Source organism: Aeromonas sp. R7-4 (assembly GCF_040908055.1).
In the GTDB taxonomy this organism is placed as follows: Bacteria; Pseudomonadota; Gammaproteobacteria; order Enterobacterales; family Aeromonadaceae; genus Aeromonas; species Aeromonas sanarellii.
This window is the reverse complement of the sequence record NZ_JBFODA010000067.1, coordinates 264,500-283,499: the sequence shown is the minus strand read 5'-3', so window position 1 is coordinate 283,499 and position 19,000 is coordinate 264,500. Positions and strand designations below refer to the sequence as shown.

At 63.2% G+C, this 19,000-nt stretch carries 19 protein-coding genes and 8 tRNA genes; 17 read left to right on the top strand and 10 right to left on the bottom strand.

The annotated features are described in order from the left end of the window. Positions 1-83 precede the first annotated feature (83 nt). The 10 genes from pth (at position 84) to AB5Y72_RS20490 (ending at position 2,935) form a co-directional block, all read left to right on the top strand. Positions 84-680 carry an aminoacyl-tRNA hydrolase gene (gene pth / locus AB5Y72_RS20535; protein ID WP_323582377.1) on the top strand — a complete coding sequence of 199 codons (597 nt, stop codon included), beginning with the start codon at positions 84-86 and terminating at the stop codon, positions 678-680. A 92-nt stretch (positions 681-772) separates the two neighbouring features. After that, positions 773-1,864 carry a redox-regulated ATPase YchF gene (ychF, locus tag AB5Y72_RS20530; protein WP_042078059.1) on the top strand — a complete coding sequence of 364 codons (1,092 nt, stop codon included), beginning with the start codon at positions 773-775 and terminating at the stop codon, positions 1,862-1,864. Positions 1,865-2,099: 235 nt separating this feature from the next. Continuing rightward, positions 2,100-2,176, top strand: a tRNA-Met gene (locus AB5Y72_RS20525). A gap of 8 nt (positions 2,177-2,184) precedes the next feature. After that, positions 2,185-2,259: transfer RNA gene (locus AB5Y72_RS20520), tRNA-Gln, on the top strand. A gap of 45 nt (positions 2,260-2,304) precedes the next feature. Further along, a tRNA-Gln gene (locus tag AB5Y72_RS20515) sits at positions 2,305-2,379 on the top strand. 41 nt (positions 2,380-2,420) lie between these two features. Further along, positions 2,421-2,495 (top strand) — tRNA-Gln (locus AB5Y72_RS20510). Positions 2,496-2,533: 38 nt separating this feature from the next. Further along, positions 2,534-2,610, top strand: a tRNA-Met gene (locus AB5Y72_RS20505). A gap of 45 nt (positions 2,611-2,655) precedes the next feature. After that, positions 2,656-2,730: transfer RNA gene (locus AB5Y72_RS20500), tRNA-Gln, on the top strand. Between the two features lie 36 nt (positions 2,731-2,766). Next, positions 2,767-2,843 (top strand) — tRNA-Met (locus AB5Y72_RS20495). Between the two features lie 8 nt (positions 2,844-2,851). Continuing rightward, positions 2,852-2,935: transfer RNA gene (locus AB5Y72_RS20490), tRNA-Leu, on the top strand. A 233-nt stretch (positions 2,936-3,168) separates the two neighbouring features. Here AB5Y72_RS20490 and AB5Y72_RS20485 read toward each other — a convergent pair. Further along, entirely contained in the window at positions 3,169-5,001 is a 1,833-nt protein-coding gene (locus tag AB5Y72_RS20485) for an SLC13 family permease (protein WP_325782121.1), read from the bottom strand. A gap of 270 nt (positions 5,002-5,271) precedes the next feature. On the opposite strand from AB5Y72_RS20485, the gene pnuC reads away from it, so the two are divergent. The 7 genes from pnuC (at position 5,272) to AB5Y72_RS20450 (ending at position 9,952) form a co-directional block, all read left to right on the top strand. Then, complete coding sequence (pnuC, locus tag AB5Y72_RS20480) at positions 5,272-5,994, top strand: nicotinamide riboside transporter PnuC (protein WP_325782120.1); 723 nt, start codon at positions 5,272-5,274, stop codon at positions 5,992-5,994. Next, positions 5,991-6,716 (top strand): nucleoside phosphorylase, encoded by a 726-nt coding sequence (locus AB5Y72_RS20475; protein WP_325782119.1) that lies wholly within the window; start codon positions 5,991-5,993, stop codon positions 6,714-6,716. The genes pnuC and AB5Y72_RS20475 overlap by 4 nt, the downstream gene beginning before the upstream one ends. 119 nt (positions 6,717-6,835) lie before the next feature. Continuing rightward, positions 6,836-7,507 (top strand): Crp/Fnr family transcriptional regulator, encoded by a 672-nt coding sequence (locus tag AB5Y72_RS20470; RefSeq protein WP_325782118.1) that lies wholly within the window; start codon positions 6,836-6,838, stop codon positions 7,505-7,507. Between the two features lie 24 nt (positions 7,508-7,531). Next, positions 7,532-7,858 carry a N(4)-acetylcytidine aminohydrolase gene (gene yqfB, locus AB5Y72_RS20465; RefSeq protein ID WP_216989781.1) on the top strand — a complete coding sequence of 109 codons (327 nt, stop codon included), beginning with the start codon at positions 7,532-7,534 and terminating at the stop codon, positions 7,856-7,858. 226 nt (positions 7,859-8,084) lie between these two features. Continuing rightward, positions 8,085-8,861, top strand: a complete 777-nt coding sequence (locus AB5Y72_RS20460; protein WP_368199553.1) for an alpha/beta hydrolase — start codon at positions 8,085-8,087, stop codon at positions 8,859-8,861. Between the two features lie 60 nt (positions 8,862-8,921). Next, complete coding sequence (locus AB5Y72_RS20455; RefSeq protein ID WP_216989779.1) at positions 8,922-9,272, top strand: DUF1622 domain-containing protein; 351 nt, start codon at positions 8,922-8,924, stop codon at positions 9,270-9,272. 83 nt (positions 9,273-9,355) lie between these two features. After that, complete coding sequence (locus AB5Y72_RS20450; RefSeq protein WP_216989778.1) at positions 9,356-9,952, top strand: HAD family phosphatase; 597 nt, start codon at positions 9,356-9,358, stop codon at positions 9,950-9,952. Positions 9,953-10,042: 90 nt separating this feature from the next. Here AB5Y72_RS20450 and AB5Y72_RS20445 read toward each other — a convergent pair whose 3' ends face one another. From AB5Y72_RS20445 to rpe, 9 genes are all read right to left on the bottom strand, one after another. Continuing rightward, the gene (locus AB5Y72_RS20445; RefSeq protein WP_216989777.1) at positions 10,043-10,840 is read right to left on the bottom strand and encodes a DUF1338 domain-containing protein; all 798 of its coding nucleotides are present in this window, start codon (positions 10,838-10,840) and stop codon (positions 10,043-10,045) included. A gap of 321 nt (positions 10,841-11,161) precedes the next feature. Beyond that, positions 11,162-12,631 carry a succinylglutamate-semialdehyde dehydrogenase gene (gene astD / locus AB5Y72_RS20440; RefSeq protein ID WP_368199550.1) on the bottom strand — a complete coding sequence of 490 codons (1,470 nt, stop codon included), beginning with the start codon at positions 12,629-12,631 and terminating at the stop codon, positions 11,162-11,164. A gap of 61 nt (positions 12,632-12,692) precedes the next feature. Then, the gene (gene astA / locus AB5Y72_RS20435; RefSeq protein WP_042078978.1) at positions 12,693-13,712 is read right to left on the bottom strand and encodes an arginine N-succinyltransferase; all 1,020 of its coding nucleotides are present in this window, start codon (positions 13,710-13,712) and stop codon (positions 12,693-12,695) included. A gap of 75 nt (positions 13,713-13,787) precedes the next feature. Continuing rightward, positions 13,788-15,005 carry an aspartate aminotransferase family protein gene (locus AB5Y72_RS20430; RefSeq protein WP_368199548.1) on the bottom strand — a complete coding sequence of 406 codons (1,218 nt, stop codon included), beginning with the start codon at positions 15,003-15,005 and terminating at the stop codon, positions 13,788-13,790. Positions 15,006-15,283: 278 nt separating this feature from the next. Then, a complete protein-coding gene (locus tag AB5Y72_RS20425) occupies positions 15,284-15,865 on the bottom strand; it encodes an aminodeoxychorismate synthase component II (protein ID WP_368199546.1) in 582 nt (193 codons plus the stop codon). Between the two features lie 406 nt (positions 15,866-16,271). Then, on the bottom strand, positions 16,272-16,487 hold the full coding sequence (locus AB5Y72_RS20420) for a hypothetical protein (RefSeq protein WP_042078975.1): 216 nt from the start codon (positions 16,485-16,487) through the stop codon (positions 16,272-16,274). Positions 16,488-16,607: 120 nt separating this feature from the next. Continuing rightward, positions 16,608-17,612, bottom strand: coding sequence for a tryptophan--tRNA ligase (gene trpS, locus AB5Y72_RS20415; protein ID WP_368199543.1), 1,005 nt, complete (start codon positions 17,610-17,612; stop codon positions 16,608-16,610). 17 nt (positions 17,613-17,629) lie between these two features. Next, positions 17,630-18,295, bottom strand: a complete 666-nt coding sequence (locus tag AB5Y72_RS20410) for a phosphoglycolate phosphatase (RefSeq protein ID WP_042078971.1) — start codon at positions 18,293-18,295, stop codon at positions 17,630-17,632. Further along, complete coding sequence (gene rpe / locus AB5Y72_RS20405; RefSeq protein WP_042078970.1) at positions 18,285-18,956, bottom strand: ribulose-phosphate 3-epimerase; 672 nt, start codon at positions 18,954-18,956, stop codon at positions 18,285-18,287. The genes AB5Y72_RS20410 and rpe overlap by 11 nt, the downstream gene beginning before the upstream one ends. Positions 18,957-19,000 lie beyond the last annotated feature (44 nt).

Here is a 19,000-nt window from a genome sequence, read left to right as displayed (position 1 = left end):
GTTCGCCAGTCGGCGGCTAGAATATTGCGTCCCATTGCCCAGGGCCATCCGCTCATGGCAAGTAGCGAGTGAAGACATCAAGCGTGACAAGTCAAATCAAACTGATTGTCGGGCTCGGTAACCCCGGCCCCGAATATGCCAAGACCCGCCACAACGCGGGGGCCTGGTATGTGGAGCAACTGGCCCGCTGGCACAATGTCAGCCTGCGCGAAGAGCCCAAGTTCTTCGGCCATACCGCCCGCATCCTGGTGGACGGGCAGGATGTGCGGCTGCTCATCCCGAACACCTACATGAACCTCTCCGGCAAGGCGGTGGCGGCGCTGGCGCGCTTCTACCAGATAGCCCCGGAAGAGATCCTGGTGGCCCACGATGAGCTGGACCTGCCCCCCGGCATCGCCAAGTTCAAGCAGGGCGGCGGCCACGGCGGCCACAACGGCCTCAAGGACATCATCGCCAGGATGGGCAACAACAATAACTTCTTCCGCCTGCGTCTCGGGATAGGTCATCCCGGCGCCAAGGAGCTGGTGGCCGGCTTCGTGCTGACCAAGGCCCCCAGCAGCGAACAGAGCCTGATCGAGGCCGCGCTGGACGAGTCCCTGCGCGCCACCGACATCCTGTTCAAGCAGGACATGGCCAAGGCCATGCATCGCCTGCACAGCTTCAAGGCCGAGAAGGTTTGAACACGGAGCCTTGGCAAGATGCCAGGCGCGAACAATATGACGAGGTCGCCCGCGTGGCCTCCCACAGCATCCATCACGTAAGGTAACTATCCATGGGTTTTAAATGCGGTATCGTGGGCCTGCCCAATGTAGGCAAATCCACCCTGTTCAATGCGCTGACCAAGGCCGGCATCGAAGCCGCCAACTTCCCGTTCTGCACCATTGAGCCGAACACGGGTGTGGTCCCCATGCCGGATCCCCGCCTCGACCAGTTGGCGGCCATCATCAATCCGCAGCGTGTCGTGCCGACCACCATGGAGTTCGTGGACATCGCCGGCCTGGTGGCCGGCGCCTCCAAGGGCGAGGGCCTGGGCAACCAGTTCCTGGCCAACATCCGCGAGACCGAGGCCATCGGTCACGTGGTGCGCTGCTTCGAGGACGAGAACATCGTCCACGTGGCGGGCAAGGTCTCCCCGGCCGACGACATCGAGGTGATCAACACCGAGCTGGCCCTCTCCGACCTGGACGCCTGCGAGCGCGCCATCAACCGCCAGTCCAAGCGTGCCAAGGGCGGTGACAAGGACGCCAAGCTGGAAGTGGAAGTGCTGGAGAAGATCAAGGTGGCGCTGGAAAACGGCCAGATGATCCGCGGCATGAAGCTGGACAAGGAGGAGCTGGACGCCGTCAGCCACCTCAACTTCCTGACCCTCAAGCCCACCATGTACATCGCCAACGTGGCGGAAGACGGCTTCGAGAACAACCCCTACCTGGATCAGGTCCGTGAGATCGCCGCCGCCGAGAACGCCGTCGTGGTCGTGGTCTGCTGCGCCATCGAGGCGGACATCGCCGAGCTGGACGACGAGGATCGCGCCGAGTTCATGGCGGATCTGGGCATCGAGGAGCCGGGCCTGAACCGGGTGATCCGCTCCGGTTACGAGCTGCTCAAGCTGCAGACCTACTTCACCGCCGGGGTGAAGGAAGTGCGCGCCTGGACCATTCCGGTCGGTGCCACAGCCCCACAGGCCGCGGGCAAGATCCACACCGACTTCGAAAAAGGCTTTATTCGCGCCCAGACCATCGCCTTCGACGACTTTATCACCTACAAGGGTGAGCAAGGCGCCAAGGAAGCAGGCAAGATGCGCGCCGAAGGGAAAGACTACATCGTCAAAGACGGCGACATCATGAACTTCCTGTTCAACGTCTAACCCCATGAGAGGCCAGCAAATGCTGGCCTCTTTTCTATCCGGCCGGACAGGCCATCTGCTGGCAAATGTCGCAAAAAAAACCAGATTGTTGGGCTTTTGCACGACAGCGACCAATAACTCGCCAAACGCACCCAAATTCGTTTTTTCAAACAAAAAAAGGGTTGACGCCCCAGAGCCAGATACGCATAATTCCGGCCGCACAGTGACGAGGCAACGACTCACTGGAAGCACGGTTGGCTATGTAGCTCAGTTGGTTAGAGCATCGCACTCATAATGCGGGGGTCACAGGTTCGAATCCCGTCATAGCCACCATCTCAAGTTGGGGTATCGCCAAGCGGTAAGGCAGCGGGTTTTGATCTCGCCATCCCTAGGTTCGAATCCTAGTACCCCAGCCATTTTCAAGGTTCTTTGCCTGTCATCTGACGGTCGAGGAGCGCTGTTGGGGCATCGCCAAGCGGTAAGGCAGCGGGTTTTGATCTCGCCATACCTAGGTTCGAATCCTAGTGCCCCAGCCATTTTTGAATGATGTTTGACAGTCTCTGTCAGGCATCGCTGTTGGGGTATCGCCAAGCGGTAAGGCAGCGGGTTTTGATCTCGCCATCCCTAGGTTCGAATCCTAGTACCCCAGCCATTATTCTGTTCTCTTCCACACCGTGGTTGACAACAAACGGCTATGTAGCTCAGTTGGTTAGAGCATCGCACTCATAATGCGGGGGTCACAGGTTCGAATCCCGTCATAGCCACCATTTTTGAAAATGTTCCTTCAATCATCCGATTGCAGAGAACACTGTTGGGGCATCGCCAAGCGGTAAGGCAGCGGGTTTTGATCTCGCCATACCTAGGTTCGAATCCTAGTGCCCCAGCCATTTTTACTTGTCTTCGACGCGAGTCGGGCACAAGACGGCTATGTAGCTCAGTTGGTTAGAGCATCGCACTCATAATGCGGGGGTCACAGGTTCGAATCCCGTCATAGCCACCATTACTCTTGCGGAAGTGGCGAAATTGGTAGACGCACCAGATTTAGGTTCTGGCGCCCTAGGCGTGAGAGTTCGAGTCTCTCCTTCCGCACCATCAAAGCCGTACCAAACAGACCAGCCCAGGCTGGTTTTTTTGTATCCGGCGTTTGCCGCCCGTCTCCCGCAGTCCCGCGCCTGCAACCGCCTCCCAGCCATTAGCGGCTGCACCTCGTGCTCTCCCCGGCACAGGGTACTCACCCTCTGCACCCTCTTGATGTCGGCCTTTCATGTCGGGGCCCCGCAGGCAACAAAAAGGCGGCCCGCAGGCCGCCTTTCTCATCAATGCCGTCAGAACGGGAAGAACCAGGGGATGGCGATGACGCTCACCACCATCACCAGCAGGGTGAAGGGCACGCCGATACGCACGAAATCCACGAACCTGTAGTTGCCTGGGCCGAGCACCAGGGTGTTGACCGGCGAGGAGACCGGCGTCATGAAGGCCGCCGAGGCCGCGATGGCGATGGTCATGGCAAAGGGATAGGGGGAGACCCCCATCTGCTGGGCCGTGCCGAGCGCAATGGGCGCCATCAGCACCGCCGTCGCCGTGTTGGAGATGAAGAGCCCGATGACGGCGCACAGGGCGAACAGGCTGGCCAGCATCACGCGAGGTCCCATCTCTCCCACCACCGAGATCAGTCCCCCGACGATGAGATCCACCCCGCCGGTCTGCTGCAGCGCCAGGGCAAAGGGCAGCATGCCCACGATGAGGATCAGGGTCGGCCAGTGAATGGACTTGTAGGCGCTCTCCAGATCGATGCAACGGAACTTGCCCATCAGCAGGCAGGCGATGAGCGCCGCGATCACGTTGGGCACGGGATCCGTCACCATCAGCACTATCATGACCCCGAGCGCCACCAGGGCATGGATGGCCTGGCTGCGGGCCGGCGCCATCTCGTCCACCTCGGCGGGCAGGCCGAGCAGCAGGAAATCGCGATGATGGGTCTGCAACTGGCGAATCAGGCTCCAGTTCCCCACCACCAGCAGGGTGTCCCCCATCTGCAGGGCATCGTCCACCAGCTTGCCGGTCAGCGCCTCGCCGGCGCGGCGGATCCCCACCACGCTCAGGCCATAGCGGGAACGGAACGCCACCTCGCGAATGCTCTTGCCGAGCAGTCGGGAGCCGGGGATGAGGGAGACCTCGGCCATGCCTACCTCCCGCGCCTGATCGGAGAAGTATTCCCCGCGCAATATCATGGGCTCGAGCCGCGCCTCGCTGCAGAACTCCCGCACATCCACCTCGGGATCCGACATGTCGATGAGCAGCACGTCCTTGGCCTGGAACTCGGTCACCCCGGAGACGGTCACCATCACCCGCCTGAACTTGCGCCAGCGCTCCACCCCGATGACGTTGGCCCCGTAGCGGGCCCGCAGCTGCAGCTCGTCCAGGGTCTGGCCGATCAGGGGGGAATCGGGCCGAAGTGCCAGTCGGCGCGCCCGCCCGGCCAGCCTATAATCGCGGATGAGGTCGCGCATGGTGCTGCGCCCGCTCTGCTTGCCCTTGCCCTCCTCCTCCTCGCGCACCAGGGAGGTGCGCATTAGCAGCATGTAGAGGATCCCCATCCCCAGGATGATGACCCCCATGGGGGTGAAGCCGAAGAAGCCGAACCCCTGAATGTCGTGGCGCATCAGCTCGCTGTTCACCACCATGTTGGGGGGCGTCGCCACCAGCGTCATCATGCCGCTGATAAGGCCGGCAAAGCCGAGCGGCATCATCAGCCGGCCGGGCGGGATCCCCATGCGATTCGCCACGCTCAGCACCACGGGGATGAAGATGGCCACCACCCCGGTTGAGCTCATCACGGCCCCCAGGGTCGCCACCGCCACCATCAGCAGCACCAGCATGCGGGTCTCGCTGCTGCCGGCCATCTTCACCAGGGCATCCCCCACCTGATAGGCGATGCCGGTGCGCACCAGCCCCTCCCCCACCACGAACAGGGCGGCGATCAGGATGACGTTGGGGTCGCTGAAGCCCGCCAGCGCCTGCGGCAGGGTCAGGGTGCCGCTCAGCACGAACAGTATGATGATCAGCAAGGCGACCACGTCCATGCGCACCTTGTTGGTAATAAACAGGAGGATGGCCCCCACCAGCATGCAGAGTACCCAGATCAACTCGGAATTCACACTCGCTCCTTTCGTTCCACTCCCCCCCCGACCGCACCAAGGGGGATCCCATCAGACCACAGCCTGCTCATCCCCATGTTGTGACATATCAAAAAACTGGGGCAGGGCATCATCGCATATCAGGGTGCCATCGGGGGCCTAAAGTTGCCCCCGCCGTTTGTCCATTCTTTGAGGTGGCTCGGCCCTGCACGGACAAAAGTCCTGCCAGCGCCTCCGCGCGGCCTCTAGAATAGGCCCGGTTCACGCCCCCAATTTTCAAAGGAAACGAAAATGAGCTTATTCGAGTGGTTCAGCATCCATCACACCCTGGTGACCATCCCCCTGGGCGGTGGCTACGCCATGTCGTGGATCGAGGCTGTCGGCACCCTGTTCGGGTTGGCCTGCATCTGGTGCGCCAGCCAGGAGAAGACCATCAACTACCTGTTCGGGCTCATCAACGTCAGCCTGTTCGCCATCATCTTCTTCCAGATCCAGCTCTACGGCCTGTTGCTGCTGCAGCTGTTCTTCTTCTGCGCCAACCTCTATGGCTGGTACGCCTGGACCCGCCCGGCCAATGCCCAGGGTGACACCCTGCAGATCCGCTGGCTCAGCAAGTCCAAGCTCATCGCCACCGCCGCCGTGAGCGTGCTGGCCATCGCCCTGCTGACCCTCTACATAGACCCGGTGTTCGCCGCCCTGGCGCGTACCTCGGTCGCCCTGCTCAACCTGTTTAGCGCCAATCTCGCCACTCCCGAGCCCTCCCCCGACGCCTTCCCCTTCTGGGATGCCAGCATGACGGTACTCTCCGTGGTGGCCCAGATCCTGATGACCCGCAAGTACGTGGAGAACTGGATCCTCTGGGTGGTCATCAACCTCATCAGCATCGGCGTCTATGCTGCCCAGGGGGTCTATGCCATGTCCCTTGAGTACCTGATCCTGCTCTTTATCGCCGCCAACGGCACTCGCCTCTGGATGGTCAGCGCCAAGCGTCCGCAACAGGAAGCGATCGCATGAGCCTGCTGCCCCACCTGCAATGCCGCCCGGACCAGATCGCCGAACGGGTGGTGCAGTGCGGCGATCCGGCCCGGGTCGAGCGCATCGCCGGCCAGCTCGATGAGTGTGAGAGTCTCGGCCAGCACCGGGAGTTTCGCCTCATCAACGGCCGCTACCGAGGGCTGCCCGTCACTGTGTGCAGCACCGGCATCGGCGGCGCCTCCGCCATCATCGCGCTGGAGGAGCTGGTGCAGGCGGGTGCCCGCGCCCTCATCCGGGTCGGCTCCGCCGGCGCCCTGCAAGGCCATATCGGGCTCGGGGATCTTATCGTGGTGGAGGGGGCGGTGCGCAGCGAAGGCGCCTCGCAGGCCTACCTGCCCCCCGAGTACCCCGCCTGCGCCGACATCCGCCTGCAGGCCGCCCTGCTCGCTCATCTCGGCGCCAGCGACCAGCCTCACTGGCACGGGCTGGTGCGCTCCCACGACAGCTTCTACCGGGATGACGAGCAGGACGTCTGTCGCTACTGGCACCAGCGCGGGGTACTCGGGGCAGACATGGAGACCGCCTCCCTGCTCGCCGTGGGGCGCCTGCGCAAGGTGCGGGTAGCCGCCGTGCTCTGCAACGTGGTGGCCTTCGAGCAGGACGTGCAAGCGGGAGTGAGCGACTACGCCGCCAGCGAAGCCGCCATGATGACCGGCGAGCGGCTGGCCATCGCCGCCGCCCTCCACGCCCTGACGCAATAAGCCGGGGCCCGTTGCGGCCCCGGCAAAACGTTAAGCCCGGCACATTCGGAGGCGCCGATGCTGGCATCCCGCCCCCGCCCTTGTTAGCCTCATGGCCCTCGTCAAGCCGGGCCTTCACCATGCAGCAACAACCCTATCCCCTCGGTCGCTTTCACGCCGAGCTTGCCGCACTCGAACCGCGCTTTGCCGCGGCGCTGGCGGCTTGCACCCTCTATTCGCGCCGCTATCTGCCGGGCGAACCCATCATGCGGCAGGGGGAGCGGTGCGAGCAGCTCTATCTGGTGGCCCAGGGCCGCATCTCCCTCAACAGTGCGGTGCACTCGGGGCGGCTGTTTCAACTCGGCGAAATCGAGTGCCACCAGCAGATCTTCGGTGAGATGGAGTTCTTCAGCGCCACCCCGGTGCAGTGGAGCGTGGTGGCCGAGACCGAGCTGGACGCCGCCGTCATCTGCGCCGACAAGCTGGCCAAACGGCTGCTGGCCGAGCCCGAGCTGACCCTCTTCTTCGCCGCGGCGCTCGCCAGCGACTATCTGGATACCCTGGACATCACCACCAGCCGGCTGCTGCACCCCATCGCCTACAACATCGCCTTCGAGCTGTGGCGCGAGCGCCAGCGCACCCCCATGCTGGGCTCACGCAAGCGGGCCCACGAGGCGGCTCGCTTTGGCACCACAGAGCGGGTCTATCGGCGCGCCCTCAAGGAGCTGATCGAACAGGGGATTGTCTGCGAAGGGGCCGAGGGACCCGCCATCGCCGATCTGGCCAGGCTGCGCGCCTATCTCGATCTTTGACCTTCACTCACCATCGGAGTCCCCATGTCTGTTGCAAACCACCCCGAGTTCACCTTCTTCAGCCGCTTCGTCGCCGACATCCAGGCCGGGCGCAAGACCATCACCATCCGCGACGAGAGCGAGGCCGACTGGCAGCCCGGCCAGCGGCTGGCCCTGTTCACCAACCCGGAGCATCAGCCCTTTGGCACCATCGAAGTGATCTCCGTCAAGGCAGTCGCCTTCGATGAACTCGATGACGAGCACGCCCGCCAGGAGAACATGACGCTCCCCGAGCTCAAGGAGGTCATCCGCGCCATCTACCCCGATCTGCCACAGCTCTATGTGATTGAATTCAAGCTGGTTGAAGCCTGATTTTGTGAGCTGTCTCATTTAACTCCGGTTGCACTCCCGGACCAAAAGCGCACAATACCTGTTTTTATATACAGGTGTCGTACGTCATGGAAAAACGACTGGAACCGGCCATCGCGGCCATGGTGGCGGACTTCATCGCCGCAGGCAGACCCAGGGCGAGCTGAGCTGGCAGGCGCGGCGTGAAGGCTACCTTGCCTCTGCCGCATTGGGGGGCGAGCGGGAGGAGGTGGGCAGCATCGAGGAGTGGCAAGAAGAACATTACGCCATCCGCCTCTATCAGCCCGTCGATCCCGCAGACTCCCCCTCTCCGGTACTCATCTACTTTCATGGCGGCTGCTTCGTCAGCGGGGATTTCGAGACCCACGACCGCCAGATGCGGATGCTGTGCAACCGTGCCGGCGCCCTGGTCTTTGCCGTGCATACCCGCCTCGCTCCCGAACACACCTATCCGGCGGCCCATGACGATGCGCTGGCCGCGACCCTCGCCATCATGGCCGAGCTGCCGCAGTGGCGCGGCGATCCCAAGCGCATCGCGCTCGCAGGCGACAGCGCAGGCGGTCACCTCGCCCTGATCACCATGTTGCGGCTCAAGGAGGCGGGAGCGCCCCTTCCCGCCGCCCAGATCCTCCTCTACCCCATGCTCGATGCGTTGGGGGGAAGCGACAGCTATCGCCTGCTCGGCGACGACTACCTCATCACCCGCGACATGCTGCTCAGCGGTTTTCAGGCCTATCTGGGCACCTTGCCCGCCCATCATCCGGAGGCGAGCCCGCTGCACCACCCGGCCCTGCCAGGATTGCCGCCGACCCATATCGTGACCGCGGAATTTGATCCGCTGCGCGACGAAGGAGAAGCCCTCTATCGCAAACTGCTGCAAGCCGGCGTCGTCGCCACCTGTCAGCGGCAGCTCGGGGTCATCCACGGCTACTTTCAACTGGCCGCCGTCAGTCCCGCCGCCCGCCAGCTCGTCGAGCAGATGGCCGCACTGCTCAGGAGGCTCTGAGTTGGCCCGGGCCGGTCAGCGTGGTACAAGTGTCTCTTTTGAATCGTGGAGGAGTCGAGCGTGTTTGAAATAACCGGCCTGAGAGAGGCCATGATGCACGGGGTCGAGCTGTTCCAGCTGCTGCTGGAACTCATCTCCATCGCCTGCGTGGTGATGGGGCTCGGCAAGACCCTCTGGCTGGCGGCCAGGGTGCGGGATCACGAGCCCGGCTTTCCCCGCATCCGGCTCTGCTTCGGCAGCTGGCTCATCCTGGCGCTGGAGTTCCAGCTCGCCGCCGACATCCTGGCCACCACGGTGGCACCGAGCAAGGAGGAGCTGATCCGCCTCTCCATCATCGCGGTGATCCGCACCTTCCTGAACTACTTCCTCGGCAAGGAGCTGGAGGCCCAGAGCGAGCGCCAGCGCGCCTAGGCCGAGACACCGCCGACGGGGCGAGCGGCATCCAACCGACGGATCTGGTACCCTGGGCCTTTCGCCCAGGAGGAAGCAGTCCCATGACCGAGCAACACCGCTTTGAGCAGTACGACGCCCTGATCTTCGATATGGATGGCACCCTGGTGGACTCCATGCCCCTGCACCTGGATGCCTGGGAGCAGACGAGCGCCGAGTTCGGCCTGCCGTTCGATCGGGCGCAGCTCAACGAGTACGGCGGCATTCCCACCCGCAAGATAGTGGCCATGCTGGCAGAGCAGCACGGGCTGACCATCGACGTGGAGGCCTTCGCCCGCCGCAAGGTGGCGCTCTATCTTGAGCATATCGACAAGGTAAGCGTGTTTCCCGCCATGTGGGAGCTGGTCAAGGGCTGCCATGGCAAGGTGCCCATGGGCATTGGCACAGGCTCAACCCGGGCGCATGCGGCGCACATCCTGCGCCAGACCGGGCTCGACGCCTTCATCCCCGTGCTGGTGAGCGCCGATGACGTGGTCAACCACAAGCCCCACCCCGACACCTTCCTGAAAGTGGCCGAGCAGCTCGGCGCCAAGCCGGCCAACTGCCTGGTGTTCGAAGACACCCCCATAGGCCTGGAGGCGGGCCGCGCCGCCGGCATGGAGACCCTGCTGGTCCATCAGGGCGCACTCTGCCCGCGCTAGGGTGGGCAAATGTGCCCCGTCCGCCAACAAAAACGCCTCCACCAGGGAGGCGTTTTTCATAACGCGGTACCGGCATGATCCGGCACCACCTTACATGGCGTTGGTGGACTCGAAGATCTTGTCCGCCGAGGCCTCGACGAAGCCCGGGTAGAGCACGCCGTCCGGCTGCGGGTAGCGCAGGGCGAACTCGTAGAAGCAGCTCGGGATGGCGCGCACGCCGTCGCTGAAAGCCACCTCGGCCTTGTCCGCCATGGTGGAGGACTGCTCCAGCATCACCTGGGGATCTCCCTTCACCTCGCCGCCGACGGTGTTCAGCACGAAGCCCGCCGCCTTCAGGGCCGCATTGACCTGTTCGATGGTGTCGAAGTCGGCCAAACGGTTGATATTGACCGTGAAGTGGTTGGCACGATAGCCCCAGGCTGCCATCCAGGCCGCGTACTCGCTCTCCGCCAGCAGGGTCTGGTAGTCGGCATGGGAGACCTGCCAGGGGGCGCCGGCATAGAGGAAGGCCGGGGTGTCGGTGAGGTGATCGGGCACCTGATCCACCAGCTTGTGGATGATGGCCTGGGCGCCAGCCGAGAGCTCTTCCACCTTCAGCTCGCTGATGAACACCTTGGGGGCGTCCGGATCCGCATGCTCGAAGTGCTTGGCATAGAGCTTCTTGGCCTTGAACACATACTCGCCCTTCTCCTCGTACCCCAGGGCACGGAAGTGGGCCGCCAGCTTCTCGAGGCCGAGCTTGGGCAGGTTGTAGGTCCGAAACGCCACGTGATCGTTGATGATGGGGGCACCGCCCCCCAGCAGTTGGTGAACCTTGTGGGCACTGGGGGTGACCTGAATGTAGTTGTCCCACAGATGGCCAAACAGGGTCTCGATATCCTTTTGCATCTCTCTTTCCTTTGATTGCGGGTACAGACAAGGGCACCCGTGGATGCCCCTTTGTTATTAGAAGGTCAGGCCAGGGGACAGCTGATCCAGCATGCTCGCCTTGCCATCCTCGACCGAAACCACCGGAGATATGACACAGTAGTCGTCGGCATTGAGCCATCTCGTCTGCATCGCTATCTCCATGAACGATTAAAACGTCAAACCCGGGGACAGCTGATCCGGCATGCTCGCCTTGCCATCCTCGACCGAGGCCACCGGAGATATGACACAGTAGTCGTCGGCATTGAGCCATCTCGTCTGCATCGCTATCTCCATGAACGATTAAAACGTCAAACCCGGGGACAGCTGATCCGGCATGCTCGCCTTGCCATCCTCGACCGAGGCCACCGGATAGGCACAGTAGTCGGCGGCGTAGTAGGCGCTCGCCCTGTGGTTGCCGGAGGCTCCGATGCCGCCGAAGGGCGCGGCGCTGGAGGCGCCCGTGATGGGCTTGTTCCAGTTGACTATGCCGGCACGAATGCGCTTGAAGAAGTGCTGCCAGTCCGCCTCGTTGTCGCCCAGCAGGCCGGCCGAGAGGCCGAAGCTGGTGGCGTTGCCCTGGTCGATGGCGGCATCGAAGTCGTCATAGCGAATGAGCTGCAGCAGCGGGCCGAAGTACTCTTCGTCCGGCAGCGAAGCGACCGCGGTCACGTCGATGATGCCGGGAGAAACGAACCCCGTGCCCGCCTCCAAGTGTTTGAGGGTGAGCAGGCTCTCGCCACCCAGCGCTTGCAGCCTGGCCTGGGCCTCCACCATGCCGAGCGCCGCTCGCTCGCTGATCATGGCGCCCATAAAGGGCTGAGCCTCGTCATCGTAGTGACCGACCCGGATCTGGCCGACCACCTCCACCAGCCGCTTGACCAGGACATCGCCCCGGGCGCCTCGCTCCACAAACAGACGGCGGGAGCAGGTGCAGCGCTGACCCGAGGTGATGAAGGCGGACTGCACTATGGCGTGCACGGCACCGTCGATGTCGCTCACGTCTTTCACGATCAGCGGGTTGTTGCCGCCCATCTCCAGGGCCAGGATCTTGCCCGGCTGGCCGGCGAACTGCTGGTGCAGGAAGTGGCCGGTACGGGACGAGCCGGTGAAGAAGAGGCCGTCGATGTCCGGATTGCCCGCCAGCGCCTTGCCGGTATCGACCTCGCCCTGCACCAGGTTGAGCACGCCCTTGGGCAACCCCGCCTCCTGCCACACCTTGACCATGGCCTCGGCCACCATGGGGGTGAGCTCGGAGGGTTTGAACACCACCGTATTGCCGGCGATGAGGGCAGGCACTATGTGGCCGTTCGGCAGGTGGCCCGGGAAGTTGTAGGGGCCGAACACGGCGACCACGCCGTGGGGCTTGTGGCGCACGAAGGCCCTGGCGCCGGGCATGGGGTTCTCCACCGTGCCGGTGCGCTCGTCATGGGCGCGGATGGAGATGGCGATCTTGCCCTGCATGGCGGCGACCTCGGTGCGGGTCTCCCACAGGGGCTTGCCGGTTTCCCGGGCTATGGTCAGGGCCAGCGCCTCCTTGTGCTCGCCGAGCAGGTCGGCGTAGCGGCGGACGATGGCGAGGCGCTCCTCGAGGGCCAGATCGGACCAATGGTAGAAGGCCGCACGGGCCGCCTTGACGGCGGCGTCCACCTGGGCAGCGCTCGCCGCCTCCCCCTGCCAGATCACTGCGTTCTTGGCCGGATCTTTTGATTCGAACGGCTTGCCTTCACCGGCCAGCCACTGGCCATCGATAAACTGGACTAAAGACATCATCAATTCACTCCCTGTGGTGCACGGGCCGCCTTGGCGACCCGTCTCAATGCGGATATACCCGTTACTCCAGATCGACGACCCGAACCATGTCGCCATTCTCCACCTTGAGGGCGGCCGCCATCTTGGGCGGAATGATGGCTTCGTGCTTGTCCAGATCGACCCGGATGTTGCCGTAGCAGGCGCGGTACTGTTCGAACCTGGCGTTGCAGATGAGGTAGGTGTGACCGCCGATGGGCTCGCCCACCAGCACCGCCAGCTTCTGGCTGCGGCGCACGCTGCGGATGTTCTTCACCTCGCACTCGACCGTGGGGCCGGCATCGAAGATGTCGACGTAGCCGCGGTTCACGAAGCCCTCGTCCTGCAACATCTTGATGGCCGGACGGGTCTTCTCGTGGGTCTGGCCGATGACGGCGCGCGCCTCGTTGCTCAGCAGGTTCACGTAGATGGGGTACTTGGGCATCAGCTCGGCGATGAAGCGCTTCTTGCCGATGCCGGTCAGATAGTCGACGGTGGGAAAGTCCATCGAGAAGAAATGCTTCTGCAGCCACTCGTAGAAGGGGCTGTGGCCGTTGCCATCGGAGACGCCGCGCATCTCGGCAAAGACGGTACTGTCAAACAGCTCGGGGTGCTCGGCCATGAACAGGAAACGGTGCTTGGAGAGCAGGCGGCCGTTGAGCCCCTCGCGGGCGCATTCGCGCAGGAAGAGGGTGCAGAGCTCGGAGTTGCCGGTGTAGTCGTTGGAGAGGGTGAGCGTCTCCACCACGTTGTAGATGCCGAGCTTGGGGGAGGAGTGCACCACCTTGCCGATGTGATAGTTGTAGAAGGGCTGGGACAGGCCGACGGCGGCGTCGATGGCGCAGGTGCCGACCATCTCGCCCGTTTCCAGATCCTCGGCCACGAAGAAGTAGAGACAATCCCCCTTGCCGGCGGGCTTGTCCAGGAAGGTCTGGGTCGAGGCATCGATCTTGCGTTGCAGCAGCTCGTCGTTGACCGGCAACGAGGTCATGCCGGTGCCGGATTCGATGGCACAGGTCTTGAGGCCGGCGAAGTCGCGCTGCTCGATAGGACGGATAACCAACATAAATGACAACTCCCTTTCATTGACGACAGGTGGGGGCCCGGCTCCTGCCGGGCGGGTTCCCCACCTCAACTAGCCTCAGGCGTTGACCACCTGGGCGACTGCTTTCTCGAACCGGGCCAGACCTTCCTTGATGTCCGCTTCCGGGATCACCAGGGACGGTGTGAAGCGCACCACGTTGGTGCCCGCCACCAGCGCCAGCAGGCCCTGATCGACGGAGGCCAGCAGGAAGTCGCGGGAGCGGCCCTTGAAATCATCGTTCAGCACGGCGCCCAGCAGCAGACCCTGGCCGCGCACTTCGCTGAAGCAGTGGTACTTGGCGTTGATGGCTTCCAGACCCTGGCGGAACAGCTGTTCGCGCTGCTTGATGCCGTTCAGCACCTCCGGGGTGTTGACCACGTCCAGTACCGCCTCGGCCACGGCGCAGGCCAGCGGGTTGCCACCGTAGGTGGAACCGTGAGTACCCACTTTCAGGTGAGCCGCGATCTCGGTGGTGGTCAGCATGGCGCCGATGGGGAAGCCGCCGCCGAGCGCCTTGGCGCTGGTGAGGATGTCCGGCGTAACCCCCAGACCCATGTAGGCATAGAGCTCGCCGGTACGACCGACACCGGACTGCACTTCGTCATAGATCAGCAGGGCGTTGTGCTTGGTGCACAGCTCGCGCACACCACGGGCGAACTCGTCGGTGGGACGAATGATGCCCCCCTCCCCCTGCAGCGGCTCCATCACCACGGCACAGGTATTGTCGGAGATGACGGAGGCCAGCTCTTCCAGGTTGTTGTAGGCCACGTGGGTGATGTCGGCCGGCTTGGGACCGAAGCCATCGGAGTAGGCAGCCTGGCCACCGACGCTCACGGTGAAGAAGGTACGGCCGTGGAAGCCCTGGTGGAAGGCGATGATCTGGGTCTTGTGGGCCCCGAACTTCTCGATGGCGTAGCGGCGGGCCAGCTTGAGGGCGGCTTCGTTCGCTTCGGCACCGGAGTTGCAGAAATAGACCTTCTCGGCGAAGGTGGCGGCAACCAGCTTCTTGGCCAGGCGCAGGGCCGGCTCGTTGGTCATCACGTTGGAGAGGTGCCACAGCTTCTCACCCTGGATTTTCAGGGCTTCGACCAGCTTGGGATGGCAATGGCCCAGGCCATTGACCGCGATCCCGCCCGCGAAGTCGACATACTCGCGGCCTTCCTGATCCCAGACACGTGATCCCTCGCCGCGGACCGGAATGATCTTGGCCGGCGCATAGTTGGGAACCATCACTTCATCAAACACTTCACGTGTCACTGCCAACAACTCTGACATATTGCTCTCCTGCTATATCGCGGCAGAATAATCCACCGCCCAAAAGTTAAATCCGTGTAAACGTGGCGGAATTATCACAGAAAAAAAGTAAAAAGTCTGTAACTTGACCGCCTATGAGGAACATTGTTCGATTGCCCGTGAGATTTTAGGCAACCGCATTGCATAACGGCTCAGGGGGTGTTGGCAAGAGATAATTTGGACAGGGAGGAGGGTGAATAAAGTGTCAGGGAAAATTTTTTTCGCCTCATCTCGGTTTTGAGGCGCATGTCACAATTTTTTCAGGAAACGGCTAAAAAATTGGCCAATAACTGGTGGCCCTGCTCGCTCAGGATGCTCTCCGGATGGAACTGCACCCCTTCCAGCGCCAGTGTTTTATGTCGCAGGCCCATGATCTCGTCGACGCTGCCGTCGTCGTGTTCGCTCCAGGCGGTGATCTCGAAACAATCGGGCAGGTAATCGCGCTCCACGACGAGGGAGTGGTAGCGGGTGACCCGCAGCGGATCCTTCAATCCCCTGAACACCCCCTCCCCCCGATGGCGGATGAGGGAGGTCTTGCCGTGCATCATCTGGCGCGCACGTACAACCTGAGCGCCGAACGCCTGGGCCAGGGACTGGTGACCGAGACAGACGCCGAGGATGGGGATCTCGCCCGCGAAGCGGCGGATGGCGGCCAGGGAGATACCCGCCTCGTTCGGCGTGCAGGGCCCAGGGGAGATCACCAGGTGGCGTGGGGCGAGCCGGGCTATCTCCTCCAGGCTCAGCTCGTCGTTGCGCTTCACCAGCACCTCCTGTCCCAGGGCACCGAAATATTGCACCAGGTTCCAGGTGAAGGAGTCGTAGTTGTCGATGAGTAGCAGCATGAAAAGACCCTGGGAGTCAGACAGAGACGGTGATCGGACAGCCCGTCACGGGCGGCGACGGACAGACGCCGCGCATTCTGGCATGTCTCTCCCCGTTAATAAACCGGGGCCGTCGTGGTGATCCGGATGGCGAGCCTGGCGGTGGCGGCGCGTCCCTGTTATCGCCCTCCCGACGGGCGGAGATAATCGACAGGCCGACGGCGGGGGAACATCGCGGCCCCCTTCACGCCCCGTGCAGGCGCAACGCCATTTTTCATGGTCTGCGAGGTGGGCAGGAGCCAAGGGGGAGACGAGCGCTCTCGCCACCATGGGCAGGCCCCGGGGAGGAATAAACGGGACTCGGCTTGCGCCGGGCTCAGGGGATCGGCAGCACAGCCCGCGAATGGCCAGCGCCCGCAGGCAGGGCTCAGCGATCCAGCAGGCGCCCCTGCTCCAGCTCGCGCTCGCGCTGACACTCGGCCAGGTAGATGGCCGCCGCGATGGCCGGGGTCTTGTGGTGCTTGTCGATGGCATTGGAGACCATCAGCTGCAGGGTGTTGAGGTTCTTGGCCTTGCGAAACTTGCGCAGCCAGTGGCCCTTGTCACCCAGTTCTTCAGTCAGGATATGTGATTCGGCAGACATGCTTTCTCTTGGGGCAACGACCCCTGTGTGACATTGAAGGAGGAAATGACGAACCGGGCGGGTAAAACAAAGAAAGCCAGGCAGATACCCAGCTCTCTTCTACTACACCTTCCCAGTATGTCAGGCTCGAGGAACGAAGCCGACGACATCATATACGCTGGTCAGGGTTTTTTCAGCCCTTTCCCGTGCCTTTTGTGCGCCAGCCGCCAAAATGGCCCGCAGATGAGTCTCATCCTGACGCAGCTCGCGGAAGCGCGCCTGGATGGGCTCCAGCAAGGCGACCACGGCATCGGCCGTCTCGCCCTTGAGGTGGCCGTACATCTTGCCCTCGAAGTGCTGCTCCAGCTCGGGGATGGAGCGACCCGTCACCCCGGACATCAGGGTCAGCAGGTTGGAGACCCCCGGCTTGTTCTCGGGATCGAAGCGCACCACGGCCGGCTTGTCGGAGTCGGTCATCGCCCGCTTGATCTTCTTGACGATCTGCTTGGGATCTTCCAGCAGGCCGATGAAGTTCGCCTCGTTGTCGTCGGACTTGGACATCTTCTTGGTGGGATCCTGCAGGCTCATCACCCGGGCCCCTTCGGTCGGGATAAAGGGCTCGGGCAGGGTGAACACCTCGCCGTACAGGTTGTTGAAGCGGGTGCAGATGTCGCGAGTCAGTTCCAGATGCTGCTTCTGGTCATTGCCGACCGGCACCTGATTGGCCTGGTAGAGCAGGATATCCGCCGCCATCAGCACCGGATAGCCGAACAGGCCGACGTTGACGTTGTTCTCGAAACGGGCGGACTTGTCCTTGAACTGGGTCATGCGCGACAGCTCGCCCATCTGGGTGTAGCAGTTCAGTATCCAGCCGAGCTCGGCGTGCTGGGGCACGTGGGACTGGATGAAGACGGTGCTCTTGGCCGGATCGATGCCGACCGCCAGATAGAGGGCGGCGGCGTCCAGGCAGGCCTTGCGCAGGGCCGCGGGATCCTGGCGGGTGGTGATGGCGTGCAGATCGACGATGCAGTAGAGGCAGTCGAAGTCATCCTGCATGCTGACCCACTGACGCAGGGCACCCATGTAGTTGCCTATGGTCAGCTGGCCCGAGGGTTGGGCCCCGCTCAATACGATTGGTTTAGCCATGAATGTGTTGATCCTTGTTATTCGGCCAGCAGGGCATCGAGCTGTGCAAACTGCTCGCATACCCAGTCCGGGCGGGAATCCGCGATGGGGCGGCCATAGTTGTAGCCGTAGGTGAGCCCCACCACCTTCATGCCGGCCGCCTGGGCAGCCAGCACGTCATTTTCGGAGTCCCCCACCATCAGGGTGCGGGACGGGCTGACACCCAGCTCGTGGCAGGCGTGCAGCAGCGGCTCCGGGCTCGGCTTCTTGACGGGCACGCAGTTGCCCCCCAGCCAGAGGGCGAAGCAATCCTGGATGCCGAGGGCCTCCAGAATGGGCTGCACGAAGTGGCTCGGCTTGTTGGTCACCACGGCCTGGCGATAGCCGAGCCGTTGCAGGCGACGCAGGCTCTGCTCGACCCCTTCATACATCCCCAGGCCTTCCAGCAGGCAGGCCTGGTAGTGCCGGTCAAACAGGGGGCGGGCCCTGGCGAACAGCTCGGGCGCCTCGCGGTAATCCAGCGCACGCTGGATCAGCTTGTCGGCACCGTTGCCGACCCAGGTGCGCACCACCGCCTCGTCGGCCTCCGCCAGCCCCAGATCCGCCAGGGTACGGTTGACCGCCAGCGCCAGCTGGGGGGCACTGTCGATCAGGGTGCCATCGAGATCGAACAGCACCAGATCGAAGGGACGCTCAACGGACATGGGCCAGCTCCGCCCGCATCTCGTCGATCACCGCCTTGTAGTCCGGCTTGCCGAAGATGGCGGAGCCGGCCACGAACATGTCCGCACCGGCGGCCGCGATCTCGCGGATGTTCTCGACCTTGACGCCGCCGTCGATCTCCAGACGGATGTCGCGGCCGCTCTCGTCGATCAGGCGGCGCACCTGACGCAGCTTGGCGAGGGTGCCGGGGATGAAGCTCTGGCCACCGAAGCCCGGGTTGACCGACATCAGCAGGATCACGTCCAGCTTGTCCATCACGTATTCGAGGCAGGTGAGCGGCGTGGCCGGGTTCAATACCAGACCGGCCTGGCAACCCTGCTCCTTGATGAGACCCAGGGTGCGATCCACGTGGTCGGAGGCTTCCGGGTGGAAGGTGATGAGGTTGGCGCCCGCCTTGGCAAAGTCGGGCACGATGCGATCCACCGGCTTGACCATGAGGTGCACGTCGATGGGGGCTTCGATGCCATAGTCACGCAGGGCCTGGCAGACCATGGGGCCTATGGTCAGGTTGGGGACATAGTGGTTGTCCATCACGTCGAAGTGCACCACGTCGGCCCCGGCGGCCAGCACCTTGGCCACGTCCTCGCCCAGGCGGGCAAAGTCGGCGGAGAGGATAGAGGGGGCAATCAGAAAGTCTTTCATCAGCGTCATCCATTGGCAGCGTGGCAGAAAAAACGGCGCAATTT

What these genes read in the sequence shown, in the direction of transcription:
- ychF (WP_042078059.1), top strand. Translation starts at nt 773, where the DNA reads ATGGGTTTTAAATGCGGTATCGTGGGCCTGCCCAATGTAGGCAAATCC.
- rpe (WP_042078970.1), bottom strand. Translation starts at nt 18,956, where the DNA reads ATGAAAGACTTTCTGATTGCCCCCTCTATCCTCTCCGCCGACTTTGCC.
- AB5Y72_RS20470 (WP_325782118.1), top strand. Translation starts at nt 6,836, where the DNA reads ATGCAGCAACAACCCTATCCCCTCGGTCGCTTTCACGCCGAGCTTGCC.
- AB5Y72_RS20450 (WP_216989778.1), top strand. Translation starts at nt 9,356, where the DNA reads ATGACCGAGCAACACCGCTTTGAGCAGTACGACGCCCTGATCTTCGAT.
- yqfB (WP_216989781.1), top strand. Translation starts at nt 7,532, where the DNA reads ATGTCTGTTGCAAACCACCCCGAGTTCACCTTCTTCAGCCGCTTCGTC.
- AB5Y72_RS20425 (WP_368199546.1), bottom strand. Translation starts at nt 15,865, where the DNA reads ATGCTGCTACTCATCGACAACTACGACTCCTTCACCTGGAACCTGGTG.
- astA (WP_042078978.1), bottom strand. Translation starts at nt 13,712, where the DNA reads ATGTTGGTTATCCGTCCTATCGAGCAGCGCGACTTCGCCGGCCTCAAG.
- astD (WP_368199550.1), bottom strand. Translation starts at nt 12,631, where the DNA reads ATGATGTCTTTAGTCCAGTTTATCGATGGCCAGTGGCTGGCCGGTGAA.
- AB5Y72_RS20475 (WP_325782119.1), top strand. Translation starts at nt 5,991, where the DNA reads ATGAGCCTGCTGCCCCACCTGCAATGCCGCCCGGACCAGATCGCCGAA.
- AB5Y72_RS20445 (WP_216989777.1), bottom strand. Translation starts at nt 10,840, where the DNA reads ATGCAAAAGGATATCGAGACCCTGTTTGGCCATCTGTGGGACAACTAC.
- AB5Y72_RS20430 (WP_368199548.1), bottom strand. Translation starts at nt 15,005, where the DNA reads ATGTCAGAGTTGTTGGCAGTGACACGTGAAGTGTTTGATGAAGTGATG.
- AB5Y72_RS20410 (WP_042078971.1), bottom strand. Translation starts at nt 18,295, where the DNA reads ATGTCCGTTGAGCGTCCCTTCGATCTGGTGCTGTTCGATCTCGATGGC.
- AB5Y72_RS20420 (WP_042078975.1), bottom strand. Translation starts at nt 16,487, where the DNA reads ATGTCTGCCGAATCACATATCCTGACTGAAGAACTGGGTGACAAGGGC.
- pnuC (WP_325782120.1), top strand. Translation starts at nt 5,272, where the DNA reads ATGAGCTTATTCGAGTGGTTCAGCATCCATCACACCCTGGTGACCATC.
- trpS (WP_368199543.1), bottom strand. Translation starts at nt 17,612, where the DNA reads ATGGCTAAACCAATCGTATTGAGCGGGGCCCAACCCTCGGGCCAGCTG.